The 19496-nt window shown below is 56.5% G+C and carries 17 protein-coding genes; 5 read left to right on the forward strand and 12 right to left on the reverse strand.

The annotated features are described in order from the left end of the window. Positions 1-132 precede the first annotated feature (132 nt). Both nfuA and gntX read right to left on the reverse strand, forming a co-directional pair. Complete coding sequence (nfuA, locus tag NQ842_RS02650) at positions 133-708, reverse strand: Fe-S biogenesis protein NfuA (RefSeq protein ID WP_013099096.1); 576 nt, start codon at positions 706-708, stop codon at positions 133-135. A gap of 61 nt (positions 709-769) precedes the next feature. Next, positions 770-1453 carry a DNA utilization protein GntX gene (gene gntX / locus NQ842_RS02655; RefSeq protein ID WP_257256477.1) on the reverse strand — a complete coding sequence of 228 codons (684 nt, stop codon included), beginning with the start codon at positions 1451-1453 and terminating at the stop codon, positions 770-772. Between the two features lie 35 nt (positions 1454-1488). On the opposite strand from gntX, the gene bioH reads away from it, so the two are divergent. Next, positions 1489-2271, forward strand: coding sequence for a pimeloyl-ACP methyl ester esterase BioH (gene bioH, locus NQ842_RS02660; protein WP_194516854.1), 783 nt, complete (start codon positions 1489-1491; stop codon positions 2269-2271). Here the strand turns inward: bioH and feoC are convergent. From feoC to greB, 5 genes are all read right to left on the reverse strand, one after another. Continuing rightward, positions 2243-2482 carry a [Fe-S]-dependent transcriptional repressor FeoC gene (gene feoC / locus NQ842_RS02665; RefSeq protein ID WP_013099093.1) on the reverse strand — a complete coding sequence of 80 codons (240 nt, stop codon included), beginning with the start codon at positions 2480-2482 and terminating at the stop codon, positions 2243-2245. The two genes, bioH and feoC, sit on opposite strands and share 29 nt — an antisense overlap. A gap of 8 nt (positions 2483-2490) precedes the next feature. Continuing rightward, complete coding sequence (gene feoB / locus NQ842_RS02670; protein WP_257256478.1) at positions 2491-4809, reverse strand: Fe(2+) transporter permease subunit FeoB; 2319 nt, start codon at positions 4807-4809, stop codon at positions 2491-2493. Positions 4810-4839: 30 nt separating this feature from the next. Then, positions 4840-5067, reverse strand: a complete 228-nt coding sequence (gene feoA / locus NQ842_RS02675; protein ID WP_010436417.1) for a ferrous iron transporter A — start codon at positions 5065-5067, stop codon at positions 4840-4842. Positions 5068-5370: 303 nt separating this feature from the next. Continuing rightward, complete coding sequence (locus NQ842_RS02680; RefSeq protein ID WP_062856735.1) at positions 5371-7701, reverse strand: Tex family protein; 2331 nt, start codon at positions 7699-7701, stop codon at positions 5371-5373. Positions 7702-7787: 86 nt separating this feature from the next. Further along, positions 7788-8261 (reverse strand): transcription elongation factor GreB, encoded by a 474-nt coding sequence (gene greB / locus NQ842_RS02685; protein WP_013099090.1) that lies wholly within the window; start codon positions 8259-8261, stop codon positions 7788-7790. 232 nt (positions 8262-8493) lie between these two features. On the opposite strand from greB, the gene ompR reads away from it, so the two are divergent. Next, positions 8494-9213, forward strand: coding sequence for a two-component system response regulator OmpR (gene ompR / locus NQ842_RS02690; RefSeq protein ID WP_006177890.1), 720 nt, complete (start codon positions 8494-8496; stop codon positions 9211-9213). After that, the gene (envZ, locus tag NQ842_RS02695; RefSeq protein WP_028027909.1) at positions 9210-10556 is read left to right on the forward strand and encodes a two-component system sensor histidine kinase EnvZ; all 1347 of its coding nucleotides are present in this window, start codon (positions 9210-9212) and stop codon (positions 10554-10556) included. The genes ompR and envZ overlap by 4 nt, the downstream gene beginning before the upstream one ends. A 96-nt stretch (positions 10557-10652) precedes the next feature. Here the strand turns inward: envZ and pckA are convergent, their stop codons facing one another. Continuing rightward, positions 10653-12272 carry a phosphoenolpyruvate carboxykinase (ATP) gene (pckA, locus tag NQ842_RS02700; RefSeq protein ID WP_014833557.1) on the reverse strand — a complete coding sequence of 540 codons (1620 nt, stop codon included), beginning with the start codon at positions 12270-12272 and terminating at the stop codon, positions 10653-10655. A 335-nt stretch (positions 12273-12607) separates the two neighbouring features. On the opposite strand from pckA, the gene NQ842_RS02705 reads away from it, so the two are divergent. Then, positions 12608-14356 (forward strand): DUF4153 domain-containing protein, encoded by a 1749-nt coding sequence (locus tag NQ842_RS02705; protein ID WP_257256479.1) that lies wholly within the window; start codon positions 12608-12610, stop codon positions 14354-14356. A gap of 34 nt (positions 14357-14390) precedes the next feature. Here the strand turns inward: NQ842_RS02705 and hslO are convergent, their stop codons facing one another. From hslO to NQ842_RS02725, 4 genes are all read right to left on the reverse strand, one after another. Then, positions 14391-15269: an Hsp33 family molecular chaperone HslO gene (hslO, locus tag NQ842_RS02710; RefSeq protein WP_040022722.1), complete on the reverse strand. Its 879-nt coding sequence runs from the start codon at positions 15267-15269 to the stop codon at positions 14391-14393. Positions 15270-15293: 24 nt separating this feature from the next. Further along, on the reverse strand, positions 15294-15695 hold the full coding sequence (gene hslR / locus NQ842_RS02715; protein ID WP_257256480.1) for a ribosome-associated heat shock protein Hsp15: 402 nt from the start codon (positions 15693-15695) through the stop codon (positions 15294-15296). Next, positions 15692-16375 carry a GMP/IMP nucleotidase gene (gene yrfG, locus NQ842_RS02720; RefSeq protein WP_014833554.1) on the reverse strand — a complete coding sequence of 228 codons (684 nt, stop codon included), beginning with the start codon at positions 16373-16375 and terminating at the stop codon, positions 15692-15694. The genes hslR and yrfG overlap by 4 nt, the downstream gene beginning before the upstream one ends. Positions 16376-16437: 62 nt before the next feature. After that, positions 16438-18576, reverse strand: a complete 2139-nt coding sequence (locus NQ842_RS02725; protein WP_014833553.1) for an intracellular growth attenuator family protein — start codon at positions 18574-18576, stop codon at positions 16438-16440. Between the two features lie 326 nt (positions 18577-18902). On the opposite strand from NQ842_RS02725, the gene nudE reads away from it, so the two are divergent. After that, entirely contained in the window at positions 18903-19463 is a 561-nt protein-coding gene (gene nudE / locus NQ842_RS02730) for an ADP compounds hydrolase NudE (RefSeq protein ID WP_014833552.1), read from the forward strand. The last annotated feature ends 33 nt before the right edge of the window (positions 19464-19496 follow it).

Consider the following 19496-nt stretch of genomic DNA (forward strand, 5'->3'; position numbering starts at 1 on the left):
ATGTCCCCGAACACCTGTCTACCATGTCCCCGGACCGTACACGGGAGAGGGCCGGGGTGAGGGCATCAGACCGCATTGTACTTGTAGGCCCGGTAAGCGCAGCGCCACCGGGCAATACAGACGGGCAATGAATCAGTAGTAAGAGTGCTCGCCGCGCTGGTGTTCGGTCAGGTCACGCACGCCTTTCAGTTCCGGGAACTCGTTCAGCAGCTGCTTCTCGATCCCTTCTTTCAGGGTCACATCGACCATGGAACAACCGTTACAGCCGCCGCCAAACTGCAGAATTGCGTAGCCTTCGTCGGTGATTTCCATCAGGGAAACGCGACCACCGTGGCCGGCCAGCTGCGGGTTGATCTGGGATTGCAGCAGATACTCTACGCGCTCCATCAGCGGGGCATCGTCAGAAACCTTGCGCATTTTGGCGTTTGGCGCTTTCAGCGTCAGCTGCGAGCCCAGTTGATCGGTGACGAAGTCGATCTCCGCATCTTCAAGATACGGCGCGCTCAGCTCATCAACATAGGCGGTGAGCTGGTCAAATTTAAGGGCAGTGTCAGTTGCTTCCACCGCGTCTGGCGGACAATAGGAGACACCACATTCTGCATTCGGAGTGCCTGGATTGATCACAAACACGCGGATCTGCGTCCCTTCTTCCTGATTTGCCAGCAGTTTGGCAAAGTGCGCTTGTGCAGAATCGGAAATACGGATCATAGCTTTGGCCTAATAGTTGACTAAATTACCTGGGTATAATCATACGCCCATTGGAGAAGGGCTACAAGGTACGGCACAGACACCATACCTGAACCGACGCGGCGCCGCTTTGCAAAAGCAGTCGGGAAAGTTCAGCAACGGTACTGCCTGTGGTGACGACATCATCCACAATCGCGATATGGAGCCCTTCGACGGCGAATTCAAGGAGAAAGGCGTTTTTGAGGTTCCTTTTGCGAAGCCGGGCATTCAGCTGATGCTGAATGGCGGTGGCATGGCGGCGTGTCAGCGCAGCGGCGGGGTACTGACAGCCGAGCCACCGGGCGAGCGGACGGCAGAGCAGGTCGCTCTGGTTGTAGCCACGCCGCCAGTGACGGCGTTGGTATAAGGGCACATTCACCACCATATCCACTTTCGGCAGCGCACGCGTGCGCCGTGCCTGCAACACCGCCAGCAATAACAGGCGGGCGAGAGGGCGAGCCAGCGCACTCTGGCCGGAAAACTTCAGCGCGTGGATAAGCCTGCTTAACGGTGGAACGTAATCATCAACCGCCACCAGAGCGCTCCACGGCGGTGGTTTTTTCAGGCAACGACCGCAGGGAAACTCTGGGCTATACGCCGGTAAACCGCACTGTGGACACGTTGTGATGCTGCTTGCCAGCGAACGCGTGCAGACAGAACAGACTCCCCACGTGCTCAGCGCAAGCGGCATTCGGCATAGCCAGCACAAGCCGGGCACTGTTAGCATAGGCAACCTCCATGTAAAAAAGAGAACAGTAACTGATGAACACGCTGTGGTGGCAGACCGTCGGGACGGGAAATCGCCATCTTGTGCTGCTGCACGGATGGGGACTGAATGCGGAAGTATGGCATTGCGTAAATGAGGAACTTGCCTCGCATTTCACGCTGCATCTGGTGGATTTACCCGGTTTTGGCCGCAGCCGCGGCTATGGGGCGATGTCGCTTGAAGAGATGGCGCAGCAGGTTCTGGCCGCCGCACCGCAACAGGCCATCTGGCTCGGCTGGAGTCTGGGCGGGCTGGTGGCAAGTGAGGTTGCATTAACGAACCCTGAACGCGTGCAGGCGCTGGTAACGGTGGCCTCGTCGCCGAACTTCAGTGCGCAGGAGGAGTGGCCGGGTATTAAGCCGGACGTACTGAGCAACTTCCAGCGGCAGTTGAGCGAAGATTACCAGCGAACAGTAGAACGCTTCCTGGCCCTGCAGACGATGGGGACGGAGAGTGCCCGTAAGGATGCCCGGATGCTGAAGCAGACCGTGCTGTCGCTGCCGATGCCGGACGTGGAGGTGCTGAACGGGGGACTCGAGTTACTGAAAACGGTCGACCTGCGTGAGCCGCTGACCGCGCTGGCGGTGCCCCACCTGCGCATTTATGGTTATCTGGATGGGCTGGTTCCACGCAAAGTGGTACCACTGCTGGATGAACTGTGGCCAGAGAGTCAATCGCTGACAATCGCCAAAGCGGCCCATGCGCCGTTTATCTCGCATCCTGCCGAGTTTTGTTCAGCGTTGATCGCCTTCAGTCACGAAGTGCCCACCACTCCCTGAGACAGGCTTTCCCTTCCGGGCAATGTTTACAACTGCCGGACAGACAACCGTCCGGCTCTTCCTGAATACGTATGGCTTTACCCATCGCTTCCAGTCTTTCCAGCATGGCATCGATCATCGGCTGCGGCGTATGCAGGCTGAGGCTCAGCTGTTTTGCCTCCATACGCCCCTGCAACGCCAGTAAATCACGAACCTGAATCAACGATGCCATGGCTCCCCCTAGTGACAGTCGCCCGCCGGGCTGTTGCAGCAGGTCGCGGCGGTTTTACGGTTTGCCAGCAGGTTGATATCGACGCGGCTGCGTGCCCGGCGTAGCAGACCGAGAACGAGCACGTTAAACAGCACAACCGCCAGGATGCAGACCAGGCTGTAGCGCGGATGCTGGCTGAAGTTAACGGTCTGGTAAAAGAGCGTCGCCAGCGAGTAGGCGATGTTTAATCCCCACAGGATGGAGAACCCCATCCAGCCGCGGCTGGACTCACGGGCTATCGCCCCCATCACCGAGATGCACGGAATATAGAGCAGGACAAAGATGAGGTAGCTGTAGGCCGCTGACGCGCTGCCAAATTTCTCGCTCATTACGCCCATGGCACCGGTGGCCATTTCGCCGTCGCCTTTGCTGGCTTCAATCGGGTTCGCCAGTACGCTCAGGCTGAAGGTGTCTTTCAGGCTCTGCCAGGTCTCTTCCACCGCGCCGAGCAGTTCATCACCGAGGTGGAACGCTGCCGGGTTAAACGCTTCTTCCTGGATATTCTCAGCGGTGTAGAGCGTGTTCAGGGTGCCGACCACCACCTCTTTTGCCATCGCTCCGGTGAACAGACCAACGGTCGCCTGCCAGTTATCCTCATGCACGCCAATCGGTTTAAACACCGGGGTAATGACGCGGCTGACGGAGGCGAGGGCGGAGTCGTTGATGTTATCCGCCGCCTGCCCGCTCAGGGTGAAGCTGTTCAGCGCGCTCAGGAAGATGCTGACAATGACAATCACTTTACCGGCGCGCAGCACAAAACCTTTCAGGCGCTGCCAGGTCTGGATCGCCAGGCTTTTCAGATGCGGCACGTGATACACCGGCAGTTCCATCACAAACGGTGACGCTTCCCCGCGCATGATGGTGTGTTTAAGCATGAGCCCGGTCAGGATCGCCATCACGATGCCCAGCACATACAGCGAGAAGACCGCCAGTGCTCCTTGCTGACCAAAGAAGGCCGCGGCGAAGACCGCAAAGATAGCCAGTCGCGCTCCGCAGGACATAAATGGCGCCATCATGATGGTCATCAGACGTTCGCGGGGGGCATCAAGCGTGCGCGCACCCATTACCGACGGCACGTTACAGCCGAAGCCGACAATCAGCGGGACGAAGGATTTACCCGGCAGGCCCAGGGCCTGCATCAGACGATCCATCACGAAGGCCGCGCGCGCCATGTACCCGGAGTCCTCAAGGAACGACAGGAATAGGTACATCATGCCGATTTGCGGTACCAGCGGCAGAACGGTGTTGATACCACCACCGATCCCCTGGGCGAGGAAAATGGTCAGCCATTCCGGGAAGTGCAGGGTGTAGCCCAGCCACTGAATGCCGTGGACAAATATCGCCACCGAACCGGCATCGAACACAGGCTGTAGTGCGCCGCCGATGTTAATGGCGAGCAGGAACATCAGGTACATCACCAGTAAAAAGATCGGCAAACCGAGGAAGCGGTTGAGCACAATCTTGTCCACGGCGGCCGTAAAGCGGCTTGGCTCGGCCGTCAGGGCGTTACTGACCACGTCGCAAATGGCGGCGATGGCCTGATAGCGCGCGTCGGCAATGTGCAGGGCCGGGTCATCGAGCTCATCGCTCAGAAGCGCCAGCGCCACGTCCAGTTTGTCGGCGGCATGGCCCGCATAGGCGCGGCTGTAGATATCGCCTTCCAGCATCTGCAGGCCGAGCCACAGGCGCTGTCTGGCGGGCATGCTGTTGTCCATCTCCTGCGCCAGCAGACCGGCTTCGCGCAGCAGCGGTTGCGCATAGTGCACCAGCTCAACGTCGGCGTTGCCCGCGTGGCGGTCAATGGCCAGCTTCAGCGCGTCAATTCCGCGGGCACGGGTAGAAACCAGCGGCACTACCGGGCAGCCCAGACGCGCGGAGAGGGCATCGACGTCGATACGCAGCTTTTGTTTCTCTGCGATGTCGAGCATGTTGAGCGCCACAATGCAGGGGATCCCCAGCTCAAGCAATTGCAGCGTCAGATAGAGGTTACGCTCCAGGTTAGACGCATCGACCACGTTGATTAACAGGTCCGCATCGCCACTCAGAATATAGTGACAGGCAATCTGCTCATCGAGCGAGGTTTGTGACGAAATGGTGGTTAAGGAGTAGGTGCCGGGCAGATCCACCAGGGTGACCTGATTGTCTGTCGTGGTGAACTGGCCTTCTTTACGTTCTACCGTTACGCCCGCCCAGTTACCCACACGCTGGCGTGCACCGGTGAGCTGGTTAAATAACGTTGTCTTGCCGGAATTAGGATTGCCAATTAAGCCAATAGTTAATTTTTTCATTGTTTTCGACTCACTGAAACCGCTGGCTTGTTATTGGGATAAGGCTTCGACTTCAATTAATGCGAGGTCTTTTTTACGCAGTACCAGATTCACACGCCGGGTTTCGATATGAACAGGATCCCCTAACGGGGCCACGCGCACCACCTGGAATGACGAGCCGGGCAGCATGCCCAGCGACAGCAGCTTTTGCCGATAGGCCGGGCTAATTTCGCGGGTAAAACCGGTAATTTTCCATGCACTGTCTGGAGTGAATTGCATAATGCCTGATTCCACGGAAGGTTAAATTATCTACTATGGGATGATAATGAGAATAGTTTTTATCAGCAATATGAAAACTGTGACGGAATGTTGTTAAGCGTATTAATTTACGGCCTGTTTGACCTTGCTCAATATTTGCTGAATTACGGGGCAGGGAATAATAAATGTATTTGTTAACGGAGTGATAAATGGTGGTTTAAATATGGATATGCAATCGGTTTCATCTCTTGCGATATAATTTGTCCTCTCACCCCGGCCCTCTCCCCTTTGGGGAGAGGGTTAGGGTGAGGGGCATTTACAACCTTAGCGTTTCTTACCCATCGCGGCCGCCAGCGCATCCATCATCGCGCTGTTGCCCGCAGGCTGAGCATCACGTCCGCGTGGCTTCGCGCCTTTTGCGGCCGGGCGCTGCTGCTCACGGCCACCGCCGTTACTGCCGCGGCGCGCGTTGGTTTCACCTGGCTGTTCGTCCAGACGCATGGTCAGCGCGATGCGCTTGCGCTGCAGGTCCACTTCCAGCACTTTCACCTTCACGATATCGCCCGCTTTGACCACCGTATGCGGATCTTCAACGAACTTGTCGGCGAGCGATGAGATATGCACCAGGCCATCCTGATGCACGCCGATATCGACAAAAGCGCCAAAGTTAGTGACGTTGGTGACGGCACCTTCCAGCACCATGCCCGGCAGGAGATCGTTCATGGTCTCGATGCCGTCGGCAAAGGTCGCGGTTTTGAACTCAGGACGCGGATCGCGGCCCGGTTTTTCCAGCTCTTTGATGATGTCGGTCACGGTCGGCACGCCGAACTGCTCGTCGGTGAAATCGACTGCTTTCAGGTTGCGCAGTGCGTTGCTGTCGCCCATCAGGTCTTTGAGTGCCTGCTGGGTCGCTGCCAGAATGCGCTCAACCACCGGGTAGGCTTCCGGGTGAACGGTTGACGCATCCAGCGGGTTATCGCCGTGGTTGATGCGCAGGAAGCCCGCACACTGCTCAAACGCTTTCGGCCCCAGACGGCTTACCTTCAGCAACTGCTGGCGGTTCTGGAACTGGCCGTTCTCATCACGCCAGGCAACGATGTTCTGCGCCATCATGCGGGTTAAGCCTGCCACGCGGGTCAGCAGAGGAACGGAGGCGGTGTTCAGGTCCACGCCCACGGCGTTTACGCAATCTTCCACCACCGCATCCAGCTTACGCGCCAGCTGCGTCTGGCTCACGTCGTGCTGATACTGGCCCACACCGATGGATTTCGGGTCGATCTTCACCAGCTCCGCCAGCGGATCCTGCAGACGACGGGCGATAGAGACCGCACCGCGCAGGGAGACGTCCAGATCCGGGAACTCCTGGGCCGCCAGCTCAGACGCAGAATAGACGGACGCACCGGCCTCGCTGACGATCACTTTCTGCGCCGTCACTTTCGGGAACTGTTTCTGCACGTCGAGGTAGAAACGTTCGGTTTCGCGGGAGGCCGTACCGTTGCCGATGGCCACCAGCTCGACGTTATATTTCTCGCACAGCGCGGCCACCACAACCGCCGCTTTCGCCGCCTGACCGGTATGCGGGTAAATGGTGTCGGTTGCCACCAGCTTGCCGGTACCGTCAACCACTGCCACTTTTACGCCGGTACGCAAACCCGGATCGAGACCCATGGTCGCACGCAGGCCAGCAGGTGCGGCCATCAGCAGGTCATGCAGGTTACGGGCAAAGACGTTGATTGCTTCGTCTTCAGCGCGCTCGCGCACGGTGCCCATCAGTTCGGTTTCGAGGTGCATCAACACCTTAATGCGCCACGTCCAGCTCACCACGCCTTTACGCCAGCTGTCTGCCGGGGCGTTATTCAGGCGCAGGCCGAGGTGGTCGGTGATGATCTGCTCGCAGTGGCTCTCTTTTGGCGGCTCATCAAACTGCGGGTCGGCGTTGAGAGAGAGCTGCAGCACGCCTTCATTACGGCCGCGGAACATGGCCAGTGCACGGTGAGAAGGCACGGTTGAAATCGGTTCGTGGTGATCGAAGTAGTCGCGGAATTTCGCGCCTTCCTCTTCTTTGCCTGCCACCACGGTAGAGACGATGTGGGCGTTCTTCCACAGATAATCACGCACACGGGAGAGCAGGGCGGCATCCTCGGAGAAGCGCTCCATCAGAATGTAGCGTGCGCCATCAAGGGCCGCTTTGGTGTCTGCCACGCCTTTGTCAGCGTCGATAAATTTGGCCGCTTCGGTTTCCGGGTCATGTGACGGTTCGTTCCACAACAACTCGGCCAGCGGCTCCAGACCTGCTTCAATCGCAATCTGCCCGCGCGTACGGCGCTTCGGTTTATAAGGCAGATAGAGGTCTTCGAGTTCAGTTTTGCTCAGGGTGCCGTTAATGGCCTTTTCCAGATCGCTGGTCAGTTTGCCCTGTTCGCCGATGGATTTGAGGATTGCCTGACGGCGGTCTTCCAGTTCGCGGAGGTAGCCCAGGCGGGTCTCCAGGTTACGCAACTGCGTGTCATCCAGACCGCCGGTGACTTCCTTACGATAACGTGCAATAAACGGCACGGTGTTCCCTTCATCAAGCAGGCGAACGGCAGCTTCTACCTGTTCGGCTCTGGCCTGAAGTTCACCCGCAATAATGCGGCAGAGCGAATCTTTCATCATGGCTTTATCATCTTGTGGGTCAAAAATCAGGGGATAGTTATACGGGCTGACACGGTAAAATGCCAGCCGTGGAGGGCGCTCTCGGACTATTTTACGTAGGTGATCTCGTTCACGTACCAGCTCGCTTCTCCGGCCGGGGTCTGGACGACGGCTAAATCACCCACCTCCTTTTTCAGCAGCGCGCGGGCCATCGGCGAGTCGATGGAGATATAATCCTTACGGCCAAAAATTTCGTCGTACCCGACAATGCGAAAGCGCAGGGTATTGCCATCATCATTCTCGATCTCAACCCACGCGCCGAAGAACACTTTGCCCTCCTGCTGCGGCGAATAATCGACAATTTTAAGATTTTCGAGACATTTGGTCAGATAGCGTACCCGGCGGTCGATCTCACGCAGCCGCTTCTTGTTGTACTGGTAGTCAGCATTTTCGCTGCGGTCGCCCAGGCTTGCCGCCCAGGTCACTTTTTTGGTCACTTCCGGACGCTCTTCGCGCCACAGGTAATCCATCTCTTTTTTGAGTTTTTCGTACCCTTCGCGGGTGATCAGGGGCGTTTTCATACTGTGACCTTCAGACTCGACTTCATTGCAAACATTGCGCACATTACGTATCACGTAGTCTATCAGACAGCGTTAATAATCATTTATGTGATGAATTGTGCAGATAAGCTGCTGTTAAATATGCTTTGTAACAATTTCGACTAGAATTTATACCAGAATTCGCTGGTCGAACCCGTGCACTTTTTTAGAATACGCTGTTATTAGACTATCCGAACCTTTGGGAGTACACACAATGCAAGAGAACTACAAAATTCTGGTCGTGGATGACGACATGCGCCTGCGTGCGCTTCTGGAACGTTATCTGACCGAGCAGGGCTTCCAGGTTCGTAGCGTCGCGAACGCTGAGCAGATGGACCGCCTGCTGACCCGTGAATCCTTCCATCTGATGGTCCTTGACCTGATGCTGCCGGGCGAAGACGGGCTCTCTATTTGCCGCCGACTGCGCAGCCAGAGCAACCCCATGCCGATCATTATGGTGACGGCGAAAGGGGAAGAGGTTGACCGTATCGTGGGCCTCGAAATCGGCGCTGACGACTACATTCCTAAACCGTTTAACCCGCGTGAACTGCTGGCGCGTATTCGTGCCGTGCTGCGCCGTCAGGCGAACGAACTGCCAGGCGCACCGTCGCAGGAAGAAGCGGTGATTGCGTTCGGGAAGTTCAAGCTGAACCTCGGTACGCGTGAGATGTTCCGTGAAGACGAGCCAATGCCGCTCACCAGCGGTGAGTTCGCGGTACTGAAAGCGCTGGTCAGCCACCCGCGTGAGCCCCTCTCCCGTGACAAGCTGATGAACCTGGCGCGTGGTCGTGAATACTCGGCAATGGAACGTTCCATCGACGTGCAGATCTCTCGTCTGCGCCGCATGGTGGAAGAAGATCCGGCGCATCCTCGTTATATTCAGACCGTGTGGGGTCTGGGCTACGTGTTCGTCCCGGACGGCGCTAAAGCATGAGGCGAATGCGCTTCTCACCGCGAAGCTCGTTTGCCCGTACCCTGCTTTTGATTGTCACCTTGCTGTTTGTCAGCCTGGTGACAACCTACCTGGTGGTGCTGAACTTTGCGATCCTGCCGAGCCTTCAGCAGTTTAATAAGGTCCTGGCGTACGAAGTGCGTATGCTGATGACCGATAAACTGCAGCTGGAGGACGGCACGCAGTTAGTGGTTCCTCCGGCGTTTCGCCGTGAAATCTACCGTGAACTGGGCATTTCGCTCTACTCGAATGAAGCGGCGGAAGACGCGGGTCTGCGCTGGGCACAGCACTATGAATTCCTCAGCCAGCAGATGGCGCAGCAGCTGGGTGGCCCGACGGAAGTGCGTGTTGAGGTCAACAAAAGCTCGCCTGTCGTCTGGCTGAAAACCTGGCTGTCACCCAATATCTGGGTGCGCGTTCCGCTGACAGAAATCCACCAGGGCGACTTCTCGCCGCTGTTCCGCTACACCCTTGCCATCATGCTGTTAGCGATAGGTGGCGCGTGGCTGTTTATCCGTATACAGAACCGACCGCTGGTCGACCTGGAGCACGCAGCGCTGCAGGTCGGTAAAGGCATTATTCCGCCGCCGCTGCGTGAATATGGCGCATCGGAGGTGCGTTCGGTGACGCGCGCGTTTAATCATATGGCGGCTGGCGTCAAACAGCTGGCGGATGACCGTACGCTGCTGATGGCGGGCGTTAGCCATGATCTGCGTACGCCACTCACGCGTATCCGCCTGGCGACGGAGATGATGGGCGAAGAGGACGGTTATCTCGCCGAGTCCATCAACAAGGATATCGAAGAGTGTAACGCCATCATTGAGCAGTTTATTGACTACCTGCGTACCGGGCAGGAGATGCCGATGGAGATGGCAGACCTGAACGCGGTGCTGGGCGAAGTGGTGGCGGCAGAGAGCGGCTACGAGCGCGAGATTGAGACCGACCTTCAGGCCGGTGAGATTCAGGTTCGCATGCATCCGCTCTCCATCAAGCGCGCGGTGGCGAACATGGTGGTGAATGCGGCCCGCTACGGTAATGGCTGGATTAAAGTCAGCAGCGGATCGGAACTTAACCGCGCCTGGTTCCAGGTGGAAGATGACGGTCCGGGTATCAAGCCCGAGCAGCGTAAGCATCTGTTCCAGCCGTTTGTGCGCGGCGACAGCGCGCGCAGCACCAGCGGAACCGGTTTAGGCCTGGCGATTGTGCAGCGTATTGTTGATAACCATAACGGTTTGCTGGAGATTGGTACCAGCGAGCGGGGTGGGTTGAGCATTCGCGCCTGGTTGCCGGTGCCGGTGACGCGGGGGCAGGTGAAAGAGGGTTAATCGGGGTGCGGCCTGATGCCCTCACCCCGGCCCTCTCCCACGGGGAGAGGGATAAACCATTAAAAAAGGCAACTTTCGTTGCCTTTTTGCTTTTACCTACAGCTTCGGTCCCGCACTCACCAGCGCTTCACCCGCTGGGGTATCGGTATACTTCTCGAAGTTCTCAATAAACAGCTTCGCCAGCGTTTCCGCTTTCTCACGCCACTGTTCCGGGGATCCATAGGTGTTACGCGGGTCAAGGATATGCGTATCCACGCCCGGCAGCGCCGTTGGAATAGCCAGATCAAACATCGGCAGGGTGAAGGTTTCAGCGTTATCCAGAGAACCATCCAGAATGGCGTCGATAATGGCGCGGGTATCTTTGATGGAGATACGCTTGCCGGTACCGTTCCAGCCGGTGTTAACCAGGTACGCCTGCGCCCCGGAGGCCTGCATGCGTTTTACCAGCACTTCTGCGTACTGCGTCGGGTGCAGCGACAGGAAGGCCGCGCCGAAGCAGGCGGAGAAAGTTGGGGTTGGCTCCGTCACGCCGCGCTCGGTGCCCGCCAGTTTGGCGGTAAAACCGGAGAGGAAGTGATACTGCGTCTGGCTGGCGGTCAGGCGGGAAACCGGAGGCAGCACGCCGAACGCATCCGCCGTCAGGAAAATCACCTTCGTCGCATGACCCGCTTTCGACACCGGCTTCACAATGTTGTCGATGTGGTAGATCGGGTAGGAAACGCGGGTGTTTTCGGTTTTGGATGCGTCGTCGAAGTCGATAGAGCCGTCGGCACGTACGGTGACGTTTTCCAGCAGCGCATCGCGGCGGATGGCATGGAAGATATCCGGCTCAGCTTCTTCAGACAGACGAATGGTCTTCGCGTAGCAACCGCCTTCGAAGTTAAACACGCCGTCGTCATCCCAGCCGTGCTCGTCATCCCCAATCAGACGACGTTTTGGATCGGTAGACAGGGTGGTTTTACCGGTGCCGGACAGGCCGAAGAACACCGCCACATCCCCTTTTTCACCGACGTTCGCTGAGCAGTGCATGGAGGCGATACCGCGCAGCGGCAGCAGGTAGTTCATGACCGAGAACATGCCTTTCTTCATCTCGCCGCCGTACCAGGTACCGCCAATCAGCTGGATACGCTCGGTCAGGTTAAAGGCGATAAAGTTCTCGGAGTTCAGGCCCTGCTCTTGCCACTGCGGGTTGGTGCATTTGGCACCGTTCATCACGATGAAATCGGGTTTGAACGTCTGCAGCTCTTCGTCGGTTGGACGAATAAACATGTTTTTCACGAAATGCGCCTGCCAGGCCACTTCGGTGATAAAACGCACGGAAAGACGGGTGTCGGCGTTAGCGCCGCAGAAAGCGTCGACAATGAACAGACGCTTGCCGGAAAGTTGCTGGGTGACGAGCCCTTTCAGATGCTGCCAGGTTTCCGGGGAGAGCGGTTTGTTATCGTTCTTCCCTTTGCCCTTGTCAGCCCACCACAGCGTGTCGCGGGTGGTTTCGTCTCGGACGATATACTTATCTTTCGGCGAACGACCGGTAAAGATACCGGTATCGACGGCGATAGCACCAAGGTTAGTCAACACACCTCGCTCGTATCCTTCCAGTGCTGGATTGAGCTCTTCCTGATACAGCGTATCGTAATCGGGGTTGTAGACGATTTCCTGGACGTCGTGAATACCATAAGCCTTGAGATCTTGCGGGGTTAAACCAGTAACACGCATATCACTGCTCCTTAGCCAATATGTACTGCCTGAAATTGTAGGGTTTTTCTGAGGTTGTTAACCGCGACGGGGCTCATAGATTTACGTATCTGGTCAAAACCCTTACTAACGGAAAACGCTGCGACTCCAGTCACAGGGCAGGCGGATTATCGCAGGAATCACTTTTTTGTTGGGGAAAATGTTCCGAAAAGGTTAATGGCTGGTGATTTTATCGGAAAGAATGTGAATGTAATCGCATACACGTAAGAAAATTACGTAAGGGTTACAGTATGAAAACGATTCATGTCATTCGCGGATTGATGAAACAATACGCTTTTCTGGAAAAGGGATGAGAGATGGAAAACAGTGAAACGTTATCCCCTTCAACGCGCCTGGCCGTCGTGCTGGTGGGTGCTTTACAGGGACTGATTTGCTACGGGATCAGTGAGTACATCGCGTATGCGAAATTGCCATCCGATACGGTGTGGTCGTTGTGCGTGATGCCTGCAACGGTGGCGATGACCGCCACTGTCGCGCTTTCCGTGACGTCATTCAGAAAACCGTTACTCTGGCTGGCGCTCGCGATCGTTGGCGCTGTTGTCGCCGGTATGGGCGCCTGGCTTAAGTGGAGCGTATCGGGGCTTGAACACTGGGAAATCAAAGAAGCCGTACTCGTCTGGGGCTTTCATCTTCTGTTGATGATGCTATTGATGTTGCCATGGCTGCAAAGGCGTCTGTCGCCTGAGACGACGGCCTCGTTCTACAGTGATTTTTACGATAAGCACTGGCACAACGCGCTGACTGTACTGACTATTTTTATCTCCAACGGCCTCTTCTGGCTGGTGCTTTTCCTCTGGGCTGAACTTTTCAAACTCATTGGCATTCAGTTTTTTGATCGCCTTTTCTTCCAGTCTGACTGGTTTATTTCAGTGGCGATTGGCGTGGTTTCCGCCAGTGTCGCCGTGCTGGCGCGCATGCAGGTGCGCTTGATGCGCGCATTACAAAACCTGCTTACCCTAATCGCCACCGGCCTGTTGCCTCTGATGGCGGCCTTAGCGCTGCTGTTTATTGGCGCATTGCCCGTGATGGGCTTTGAGGCCATTTCCGCACGGATATCCGCGGCGGGCCTGCTGACCGCCTTAGCGCTACTGCTCCTTTTTCTGGTGACGATTGTCTGGCATCCGCAGCGTCAGACGCTACCTTACTATGCGCTTCTCAACGGGATGGTTCGTCTCGCCATCGCTATCGTTCCCGCCTATCCGGTGTTAGCAGGGTGGGCGTTATGGCTGCGCATTTCGCAATATGGCTGGTCACCGGAACGTCTCTCTGGCGTGCTCATTACGCTGGTGGCGCTGGTCTGGGCGGTAGGATTTTGCATAAGCGTTGTCTTCACCCGCCGCGAAGCGCAAAAGCTGCAGGCTTACGTTATCCCGGTAACGGGATTACTTGCGCTTACTCTTCTTATTCTGGTTCATACGCCGGTGCTTGATCCGTGGCGTATCAGCGTTGAAAGCCACATGTCCCGTTATCATGACGGGCGCATCAACGCGGATCAGGTCAGCCTGTATATGCTCAGCAACAGCGGGCGTAAGGGACGCGAGGCGATGCAGACGCTGCAATACGATCGGCAGTTTATGGCTGAGCCAAAGCGCCAGCGTGAGCTGTACGGCCTTCTCAGTGGAAATCGGGACGGAGCAGGGAAGATGACAGTCGCAGTGCTTGAGAAACAGATCCAGCTCGCACCGGGTACGTCTCGACCCGACAAGGGGTTGTGGCAGGCGATGCTGAATAACCAGTACCGATTTGATTCCTGCAGCCGCGAGCGGAAAACCTGTTTACTGATGTCGCTGGATCTGAACGGCGACGGCAAGCCTGAAGCGGTGATTTATCAGTTTAGCGACCGCACGATTGTGGTGTACACGCAAACCCGTACCGGCTGGAAGCTGGCAGGCGATACCTGGAAAATGCCTGATGGTTTATCACGGGAAGAGCTGGAACGCGCAGTGCAGCAGGGGAAGGTGAAACCCGTTGTGAAGCCGTGGGCAGATATTCAGATCTTCGGGGAACGCGTAGAGATAAATTACGATAATGCACTGGTGCGTTAACAAAACGGCTCCTTGCGGAGCCGTTGCTTTATGATCAGTGAACCTGCGGATCCGCCGGAGAGGCGTTGTTGCGGATCTCAGCGATATCCATCGAATTGAACACATAGTGCGTACCGCAGTAGTCACAGTGCATATCGATTTCACCGTCTTCAGCCATAATGCTGTCGATCTCTTCATCCGGCAGGGTTTTCAGTGCGCCAGCGCAGCGTTCGCGCGAGCAGGTACACTTAAACTCCACGGCCTGCGGATCGTAAACCGTCACCTCTTCTTCATGATACAGACGCCACAGCACATCGGTCGCCGACAGGTTGAACAGCTCTTCTGCCTTGATGGTTTCGGTCAGCGTCGCCAGGTGCTCAAAATCATTGGTCTGCGCATCCTGTGCAGGCAGAACCTGCAGCAGCATACCGCCTGCAGCGGGTTGACCGTCTACTTCGCCGGTACGGATGAACAGGCGAGTTGGCAGCTGTTCGGAACGCATGAAGTAATCTTCCAGGCAGGCGGCCAGGGTATCGCCTTCCAGACCGACCACGCCCTGATAGCGTTCACCTTCTTCCGGGGAGATGGTGATCACCAGGTAGCCATTACCCACCAGTGTTTTCAGGTCGGCATTGTCAGGAACGTCGCCCTGAACGCGCGCGACGCCGCGCATCTGCTGCTGATTGTTACCATTGATCACGGCCAGCGACATTGGGCCATCACCCTGCAGCTGCACGGTGATATCACCAGCAAACTTCAGCGTGGCGGTCAGCAGGCTGGTGGCAACCAGCAGTTCGCCCAACAGGGTTTTCACCGGCAGCGGGTAGTTGTGGTTTTCCAGAATCTGTTTCCAGGTTTCGGATACGGTGACCAGCTCGCCACGCACGGCGAATTGTTCAAACAGATAGCGGTGTAATTGGTCGTGTTGGGCCATAATAGTCTCTCGTGCAGGTGAGGGTTACTCGGTCTCACCGTGTTTAAATTTCATCAGATCGCGGCGCTCTTTTTTATCCGGTCGCCGGTCCGGGTGGGGCATGGTCAGCGCATTCATTTTGCGCGCCAGCGCGGTCTTCTCGCGCTTTTCAATGCTCTCAGCCGTCTCTTCATAAAGCTGTACGGCTTCAGATGCGGGCCGTCGTTGTTCGGTAATGGCTTTAATCACCACCGTTCGTTCATCGTTGCCCTGACGCAGCGTTAAGGTGGCATTCAGTTCAACCAGCTTACTCGGCTTGCTACGCTGGCCGTTGTAATGCACCTTTCCGCCGTCGATCATCTCGCGGGCAAGGGCGCGCGTTTTATAAAAACGGGCTGCCAACAGCCATTTATCCAGTCTTACCCCATCAGAGGGTTTTTCTTTCATGGCATCTCCTTCACGGTCAGTGAGGGGATCATCTGACGATAGTCACCCAGCCCCGGATGCCGCAGATAGCTTTTGTCCGCCAGGCCGGAGTCAGGATTGGTCACGCCCAGGCAGTAGCGAATGCCAAACGCCGCGGCGGAATCCAGAATGGGCTCGCTGTCATCAATGAACAGCGTGCGTTCCGGCTGTAAACCGGTCTCTTCCTTCACCGCATGCCACAACCGCTGATCCTCTTTCGGATAACCAAATGTGTGGGTGGAAAGTAATAAATCAAGGTGTGACGCAAGACCCGTATGTTCCAGCTTCACGGCCAGATTATGCGGATGGGCGTTGGTCAGCAAAATACGGCGCTTGCCGCTTGCTTTCAGCGCATCCAGGAAGGGCACGGTGTCCTCACGCAGTACGGCGCGCGGGCCCTGGGCGGTGGTCATGGCACAAATATCCAAACCGAGTCGTTCGCTCCAGTAGTCCAGACAGTACCAGTTTAGCGTATGTTGCACCGCGCTATATTGCGAACGAATGAATTCCTGCGCTTCTGCCGGGGAGATACCCTGCTGTTCGCCATAGGTTTCCGGGACCAGCTTTTGCCAGAAGTAATTATCGAAGGCGAGATCGAGCAGCGTGCCGTCCATATCCAGCAGGACGGTATCAACCTCCTGCCAGGCGATATCAAGATGCATAGGGGAACTCCAGCCAGAAGAAACGTGCGCGACAGGGTAGCACAACTTGTCGCGCAGGGATGTTATCCGATCAGGCTCTCAGAGGAGGGGACCAGCTTAGGATTGAGGCAATTTTCGTAGTATTGCTGGATCTCGGCAAGCCGGGTGCGTGAACGCTGGTAGCGACGCAGGGCCATGAAACCATTCCAGAAAATGGATGCCAGCATCGCAAACATCAGCAACGATGTACCGATGTAACGCCATAACCCCGCGCTGTCCGGCATCCGGTGCAGGCCGATATGGCGCGTGCCGTTGGCGTCGGTAAAGATACTGGTCACAATCCCTTCGGCGCTGAACGGGGTCTGCATCAGCATCTGCGCCAGACGCTGGAACTGCCCCCATTGCTCCTGTGCCGGGTAGTCATACAGCGCGGTCTGCGGGTAAGGCTGATCGACCAGGTCGCTCCCTTCATCGCTGACAATCACAAAGCCGCCAGGCGCCGGACTGTTCAGCGCCTGGGCCGCACGGGTGGTTTCACGCATCACAAACGGCGCGGTAGAGGTGGCCACCAGGTTATCCAGCGATTCGGCGCTGACCGGACGCAGCAGTACATTTACGCCGTCCAGTCGACCTGCTTCGGCTCGCTTCACCAGCGAGTCCCAGTCCTTGCTGTTACCCAGGTTGACGAGCGCGTTTTTAAGGCGAACACATTCGTCCTGCGCGGAACATAAATCCTGCGTTTTCAGCACGATTTCGCCAAAGTCATCCAGCAGTACCATTCCGGATTTCTGAATGGCAGAACGCAGGGCAGGGCTGACGCGTGAATCATCATCGGTTTTCGGGTGCAGCTGGCGGTTGAGCGTCTGGGTAAGCGCGGTGGCTTTATTGACGACATCCGACTCCGGTAGCGGTAGCGGCGGTGCATCGTTCCAGACGATTTGCGAGCAATCGAACGGCATGAACGGTGAGTTCTGACGGGTATTCCAGGCTCCCGGTGTGTGGATGTTACACATCCCGGTTCCCTTCAGACGGAGCGTATCCCCCACCCGTACGCCGGCTTCATCCAGTTGCTTAACGCTGGTGGCTTCAACGGTTTGCGCCCCTTTGATCCACGACAGGGTGAATTTGATGGGCATATCCAGCGGCACGAACAGCAGCAACAGGGCAAAGACCAGCGCTGCGCCCCCGGCGATAACCGTGCTGCGTAGCCAGTGCTGAAGCGGGAAGTTCTTCACTTCATCGTGCAGGGACAGGTAGCGTCCCTGACGTACAACGTGGCGGTCAAGATAGATATCAATATCGGTTTTATGCCCTAAATCCTGGGCGATCCACGGCTGCCAGTGGCGCGGATAGATCAGGTCGATAATCCCGAGGGAGATGTTGTTGATATGTTCCTGATCGTTCTCACCAAACAGGCCCCAGCGTTTTGGCGTACCGCGCAGGCAGTGAATTTCACGCAAAGAGGTTTTGGCAGGAGGCGCAAACAGCCCCCACAGCCCGGCGGCCAACAGCAGTACTGCACCGCCAGCAAGCCAGGGGACAAAGACATCCGGCGTCAGCAGGCAGAAGAAAAAGAGCAGGAAGGCGGCCACAATCAGGACCGCCTCGCGAATGCCATCCGGGCGACTCAGGGCGTGCTCTTCATGCGTCTCCTGACGAATGTTCAGCAGTTCAATTTGCTCGGTCTCTTCGCCACGGATGGAAGCCTGCTTTGAACTCGCGCGTTCCAGAGCAAAGCGCGGCGCTTCCTGAAGGTATTCGCCCAGAGTATGGCCGTTCAGCGAGATAACCAGCGGCAGCGAATCGGTATGGATCAGCTCGACGCTGTTTTCATCGTTGATGTACTGCTCCCAGGACGGAGGCAGATGCACTTCGACGGAATCCAGATAGTAACGCCACTTATTGGGATCGTCAGTGGTGATGCCATAGCGGGTAATGGAGCGCGTCACGCAGAGCACCGTGTCGCTTTGCGCGTTCAGATTGAGGATTACCGGCGCAGCAGTGGCCCCCGTTGGCCCAGGCGTTAACTGGGAACGGTTGAGGGTCTCAAGGTAGTTTTCAACGGCATCACGCTCTTCTTGCGTGAGTTTACGCGTTGTGGCGCCAGCAAAGGCATTTAAAAAGGGCAGCCGAAAACGCCGCTGTACGCGACGCCTGTATAACCACCCTGCAACCAACGCGCCGGCCAGCATAGCAGCGAGAACGATCAAAATGGTGCTCATGCTTTCCCCATCTTACTTTATCTTCTTACAGGTGTAGTCAGTAGCACCTTTAACAATGAATGAGAGTCTGTGGTTGGCTATCGGCAAGCATGGAGTCGAACTTGAGCATTCTGCAGCGCATCCCAGTGACCGATGATGATAGCAAAGCCTGTGATGGCGCGATATCAGCAAATTCCTGGAAACATTTCAACCTCTTGACATTTGTTTTGAATTGAGGATTGATTCCTGTCAGGTTGCACAAATGTAAATAAAGAACAATTGACATTGCCGAAACCGTGCGGCGTATCGCACAATAAAGTCAGTTCACACTGCAAAGACCCATCAAGATGAGCAAACCACTACAAAAACCCACCATTCTCAATGTTGAAACTGTCGCGAAATCGCGGCTGTTTAATGTCGAAAGTGTGGACCTGGAGTTCAGCAACGGTGTGCGTCGCGTTTATGAGCGTATGCGCCCCTCGTCGCGCGAAGCGGTGATGATTATCCCCATCGTCGACGACCATCTGATTTTGATCCGCGAATATGCAGTGGGCACGGAATCTTATGAACTGGGTTTCTCGAAAGGCCTTATCGACCCGGGTGAAACGGTCTTTGAAGCGGCAAACCGCGAGCTGAAAGAAGAGGTCGGTTTTGGCGCGAATGAGCTGTCGTTTCTGAAAAAACTGAGCATGGCTCCCTCCTATTTTTCCAGCAAAATGAACATTGTGGTGGCTGAAGATCTCTATCCTGAATCGCTGGAAGGGGACGAGCCGGAGCCGCTGCCACAGGTTCGCTGGCCGCTGGCGCACCTGATGGATTTGCTGGAAGATCCTGACTTCAACGAGGCGCGTAACGTGAGCGCGCTGTTCCTGGTACGGGAATGGCTGAAGGGGCAGGGGCGACTGTAGTGGCCTGATGCCCTCACCCCAACCCTCTCCCAC

Origin of the sequence: Enterobacter cloacae complex sp. R_G8 (genome assembly GCF_024599795.1) — a bacterium.
GTDB lineage: Bacteria > Pseudomonadota > Gammaproteobacteria > Enterobacterales > Enterobacteriaceae > Enterobacter > Enterobacter dissolvens.

What these genes read in the sequence shown, in the direction of transcription:
- NQ842_RS02725 (WP_014833553.1), bottom strand. Translation starts at nt 18,576, where the DNA reads ATGAGCACCATTTTGATCGTTCTCGCTGCTATGCTGGCCGGCGCGTTG.
- NQ842_RS02680 (WP_062856735.1), bottom strand. Translation starts at nt 7,701, where the DNA reads ATGATGAAAGATTCGCTCTGCCGCATTATTGCGGGTGAACTTCAGGCC.
- envZ (WP_028027909.1), top strand. Translation starts at nt 9,210, where the DNA reads ATGAGGCGAATGCGCTTCTCACCGCGAAGCTCGTTTGCCCGTACCCTG.
- greB (WP_013099090.1), bottom strand. Translation starts at nt 8,261, where the DNA reads ATGAAAACGCCCCTGATCACCCGCGAAGGGTACGAAAAACTCAAAAAA.
- NQ842_RS02705 (WP_257256479.1), top strand. Translation starts at nt 12,608, where the DNA reads ATGGAAAACAGTGAAACGTTATCCCCTTCAACGCGCCTGGCCGTCGTG.
- hslO (WP_040022722.1), bottom strand. Translation starts at nt 15,269, where the DNA reads ATGGCCCAACACGACCAATTACACCGCTATCTGTTTGAACAATTCGCC.
- ompR (WP_006177890.1), top strand. Translation starts at nt 8,494, where the DNA reads ATGCAAGAGAACTACAAAATTCTGGTCGTGGATGACGACATGCGCCTG.
- feoC (WP_013099093.1), bottom strand. Translation starts at nt 2,482, where the DNA reads ATGGCATCGTTGATTCAGGTTCGTGATTTACTGGCGTTGCAGGGGCGT.
- hslR (WP_257256480.1), bottom strand. Translation starts at nt 15,695, where the DNA reads ATGAAAGAAAAACCCTCTGATGGGGTAAGACTGGATAAATGGCTGTTG.
- gntX (WP_257256477.1), bottom strand. Translation starts at nt 1,453, where the DNA reads ATGCTAACAGTGCCCGGCTTGTGCTGGCTATGCCGAATGCCGCTTGCG.
- nfuA (WP_013099096.1), bottom strand. Translation starts at nt 708, where the DNA reads ATGATCCGTATTTCCGATTCTGCACAAGCGCACTTTGCCAAACTGCTG.
- bioH (WP_194516854.1), top strand. Translation starts at nt 1,489, where the DNA reads ATGAACACGCTGTGGTGGCAGACCGTCGGGACGGGAAATCGCCATCTT.
- yrfG (WP_014833554.1), bottom strand. Translation starts at nt 16,375, where the DNA reads ATGCATCTTGATATCGCCTGGCAGGAGGTTGATACCGTCCTGCTGGAT.
- feoB (WP_257256478.1), bottom strand. Translation starts at nt 4,809, where the DNA reads ATGAAAAAATTAACTATTGGCTTAATTGGCAATCCTAATTCCGGCAAG.
- feoA (WP_010436417.1), bottom strand. Translation starts at nt 5,067, where the DNA reads ATGCAATTCACTCCAGACAGTGCATGGAAAATTACCGGTTTTACCCGC.
- nudE (WP_014833552.1), top strand. Translation starts at nt 18,903, where the DNA reads ATGAGCAAACCACTACAAAAACCCACCATTCTCAATGTTGAAACTGTC.
- pckA (WP_014833557.1), bottom strand. Translation starts at nt 12,272, where the DNA reads ATGCGTGTTACTGGTTTAACCCCGCAAGATCTCAAGGCTTATGGTATT.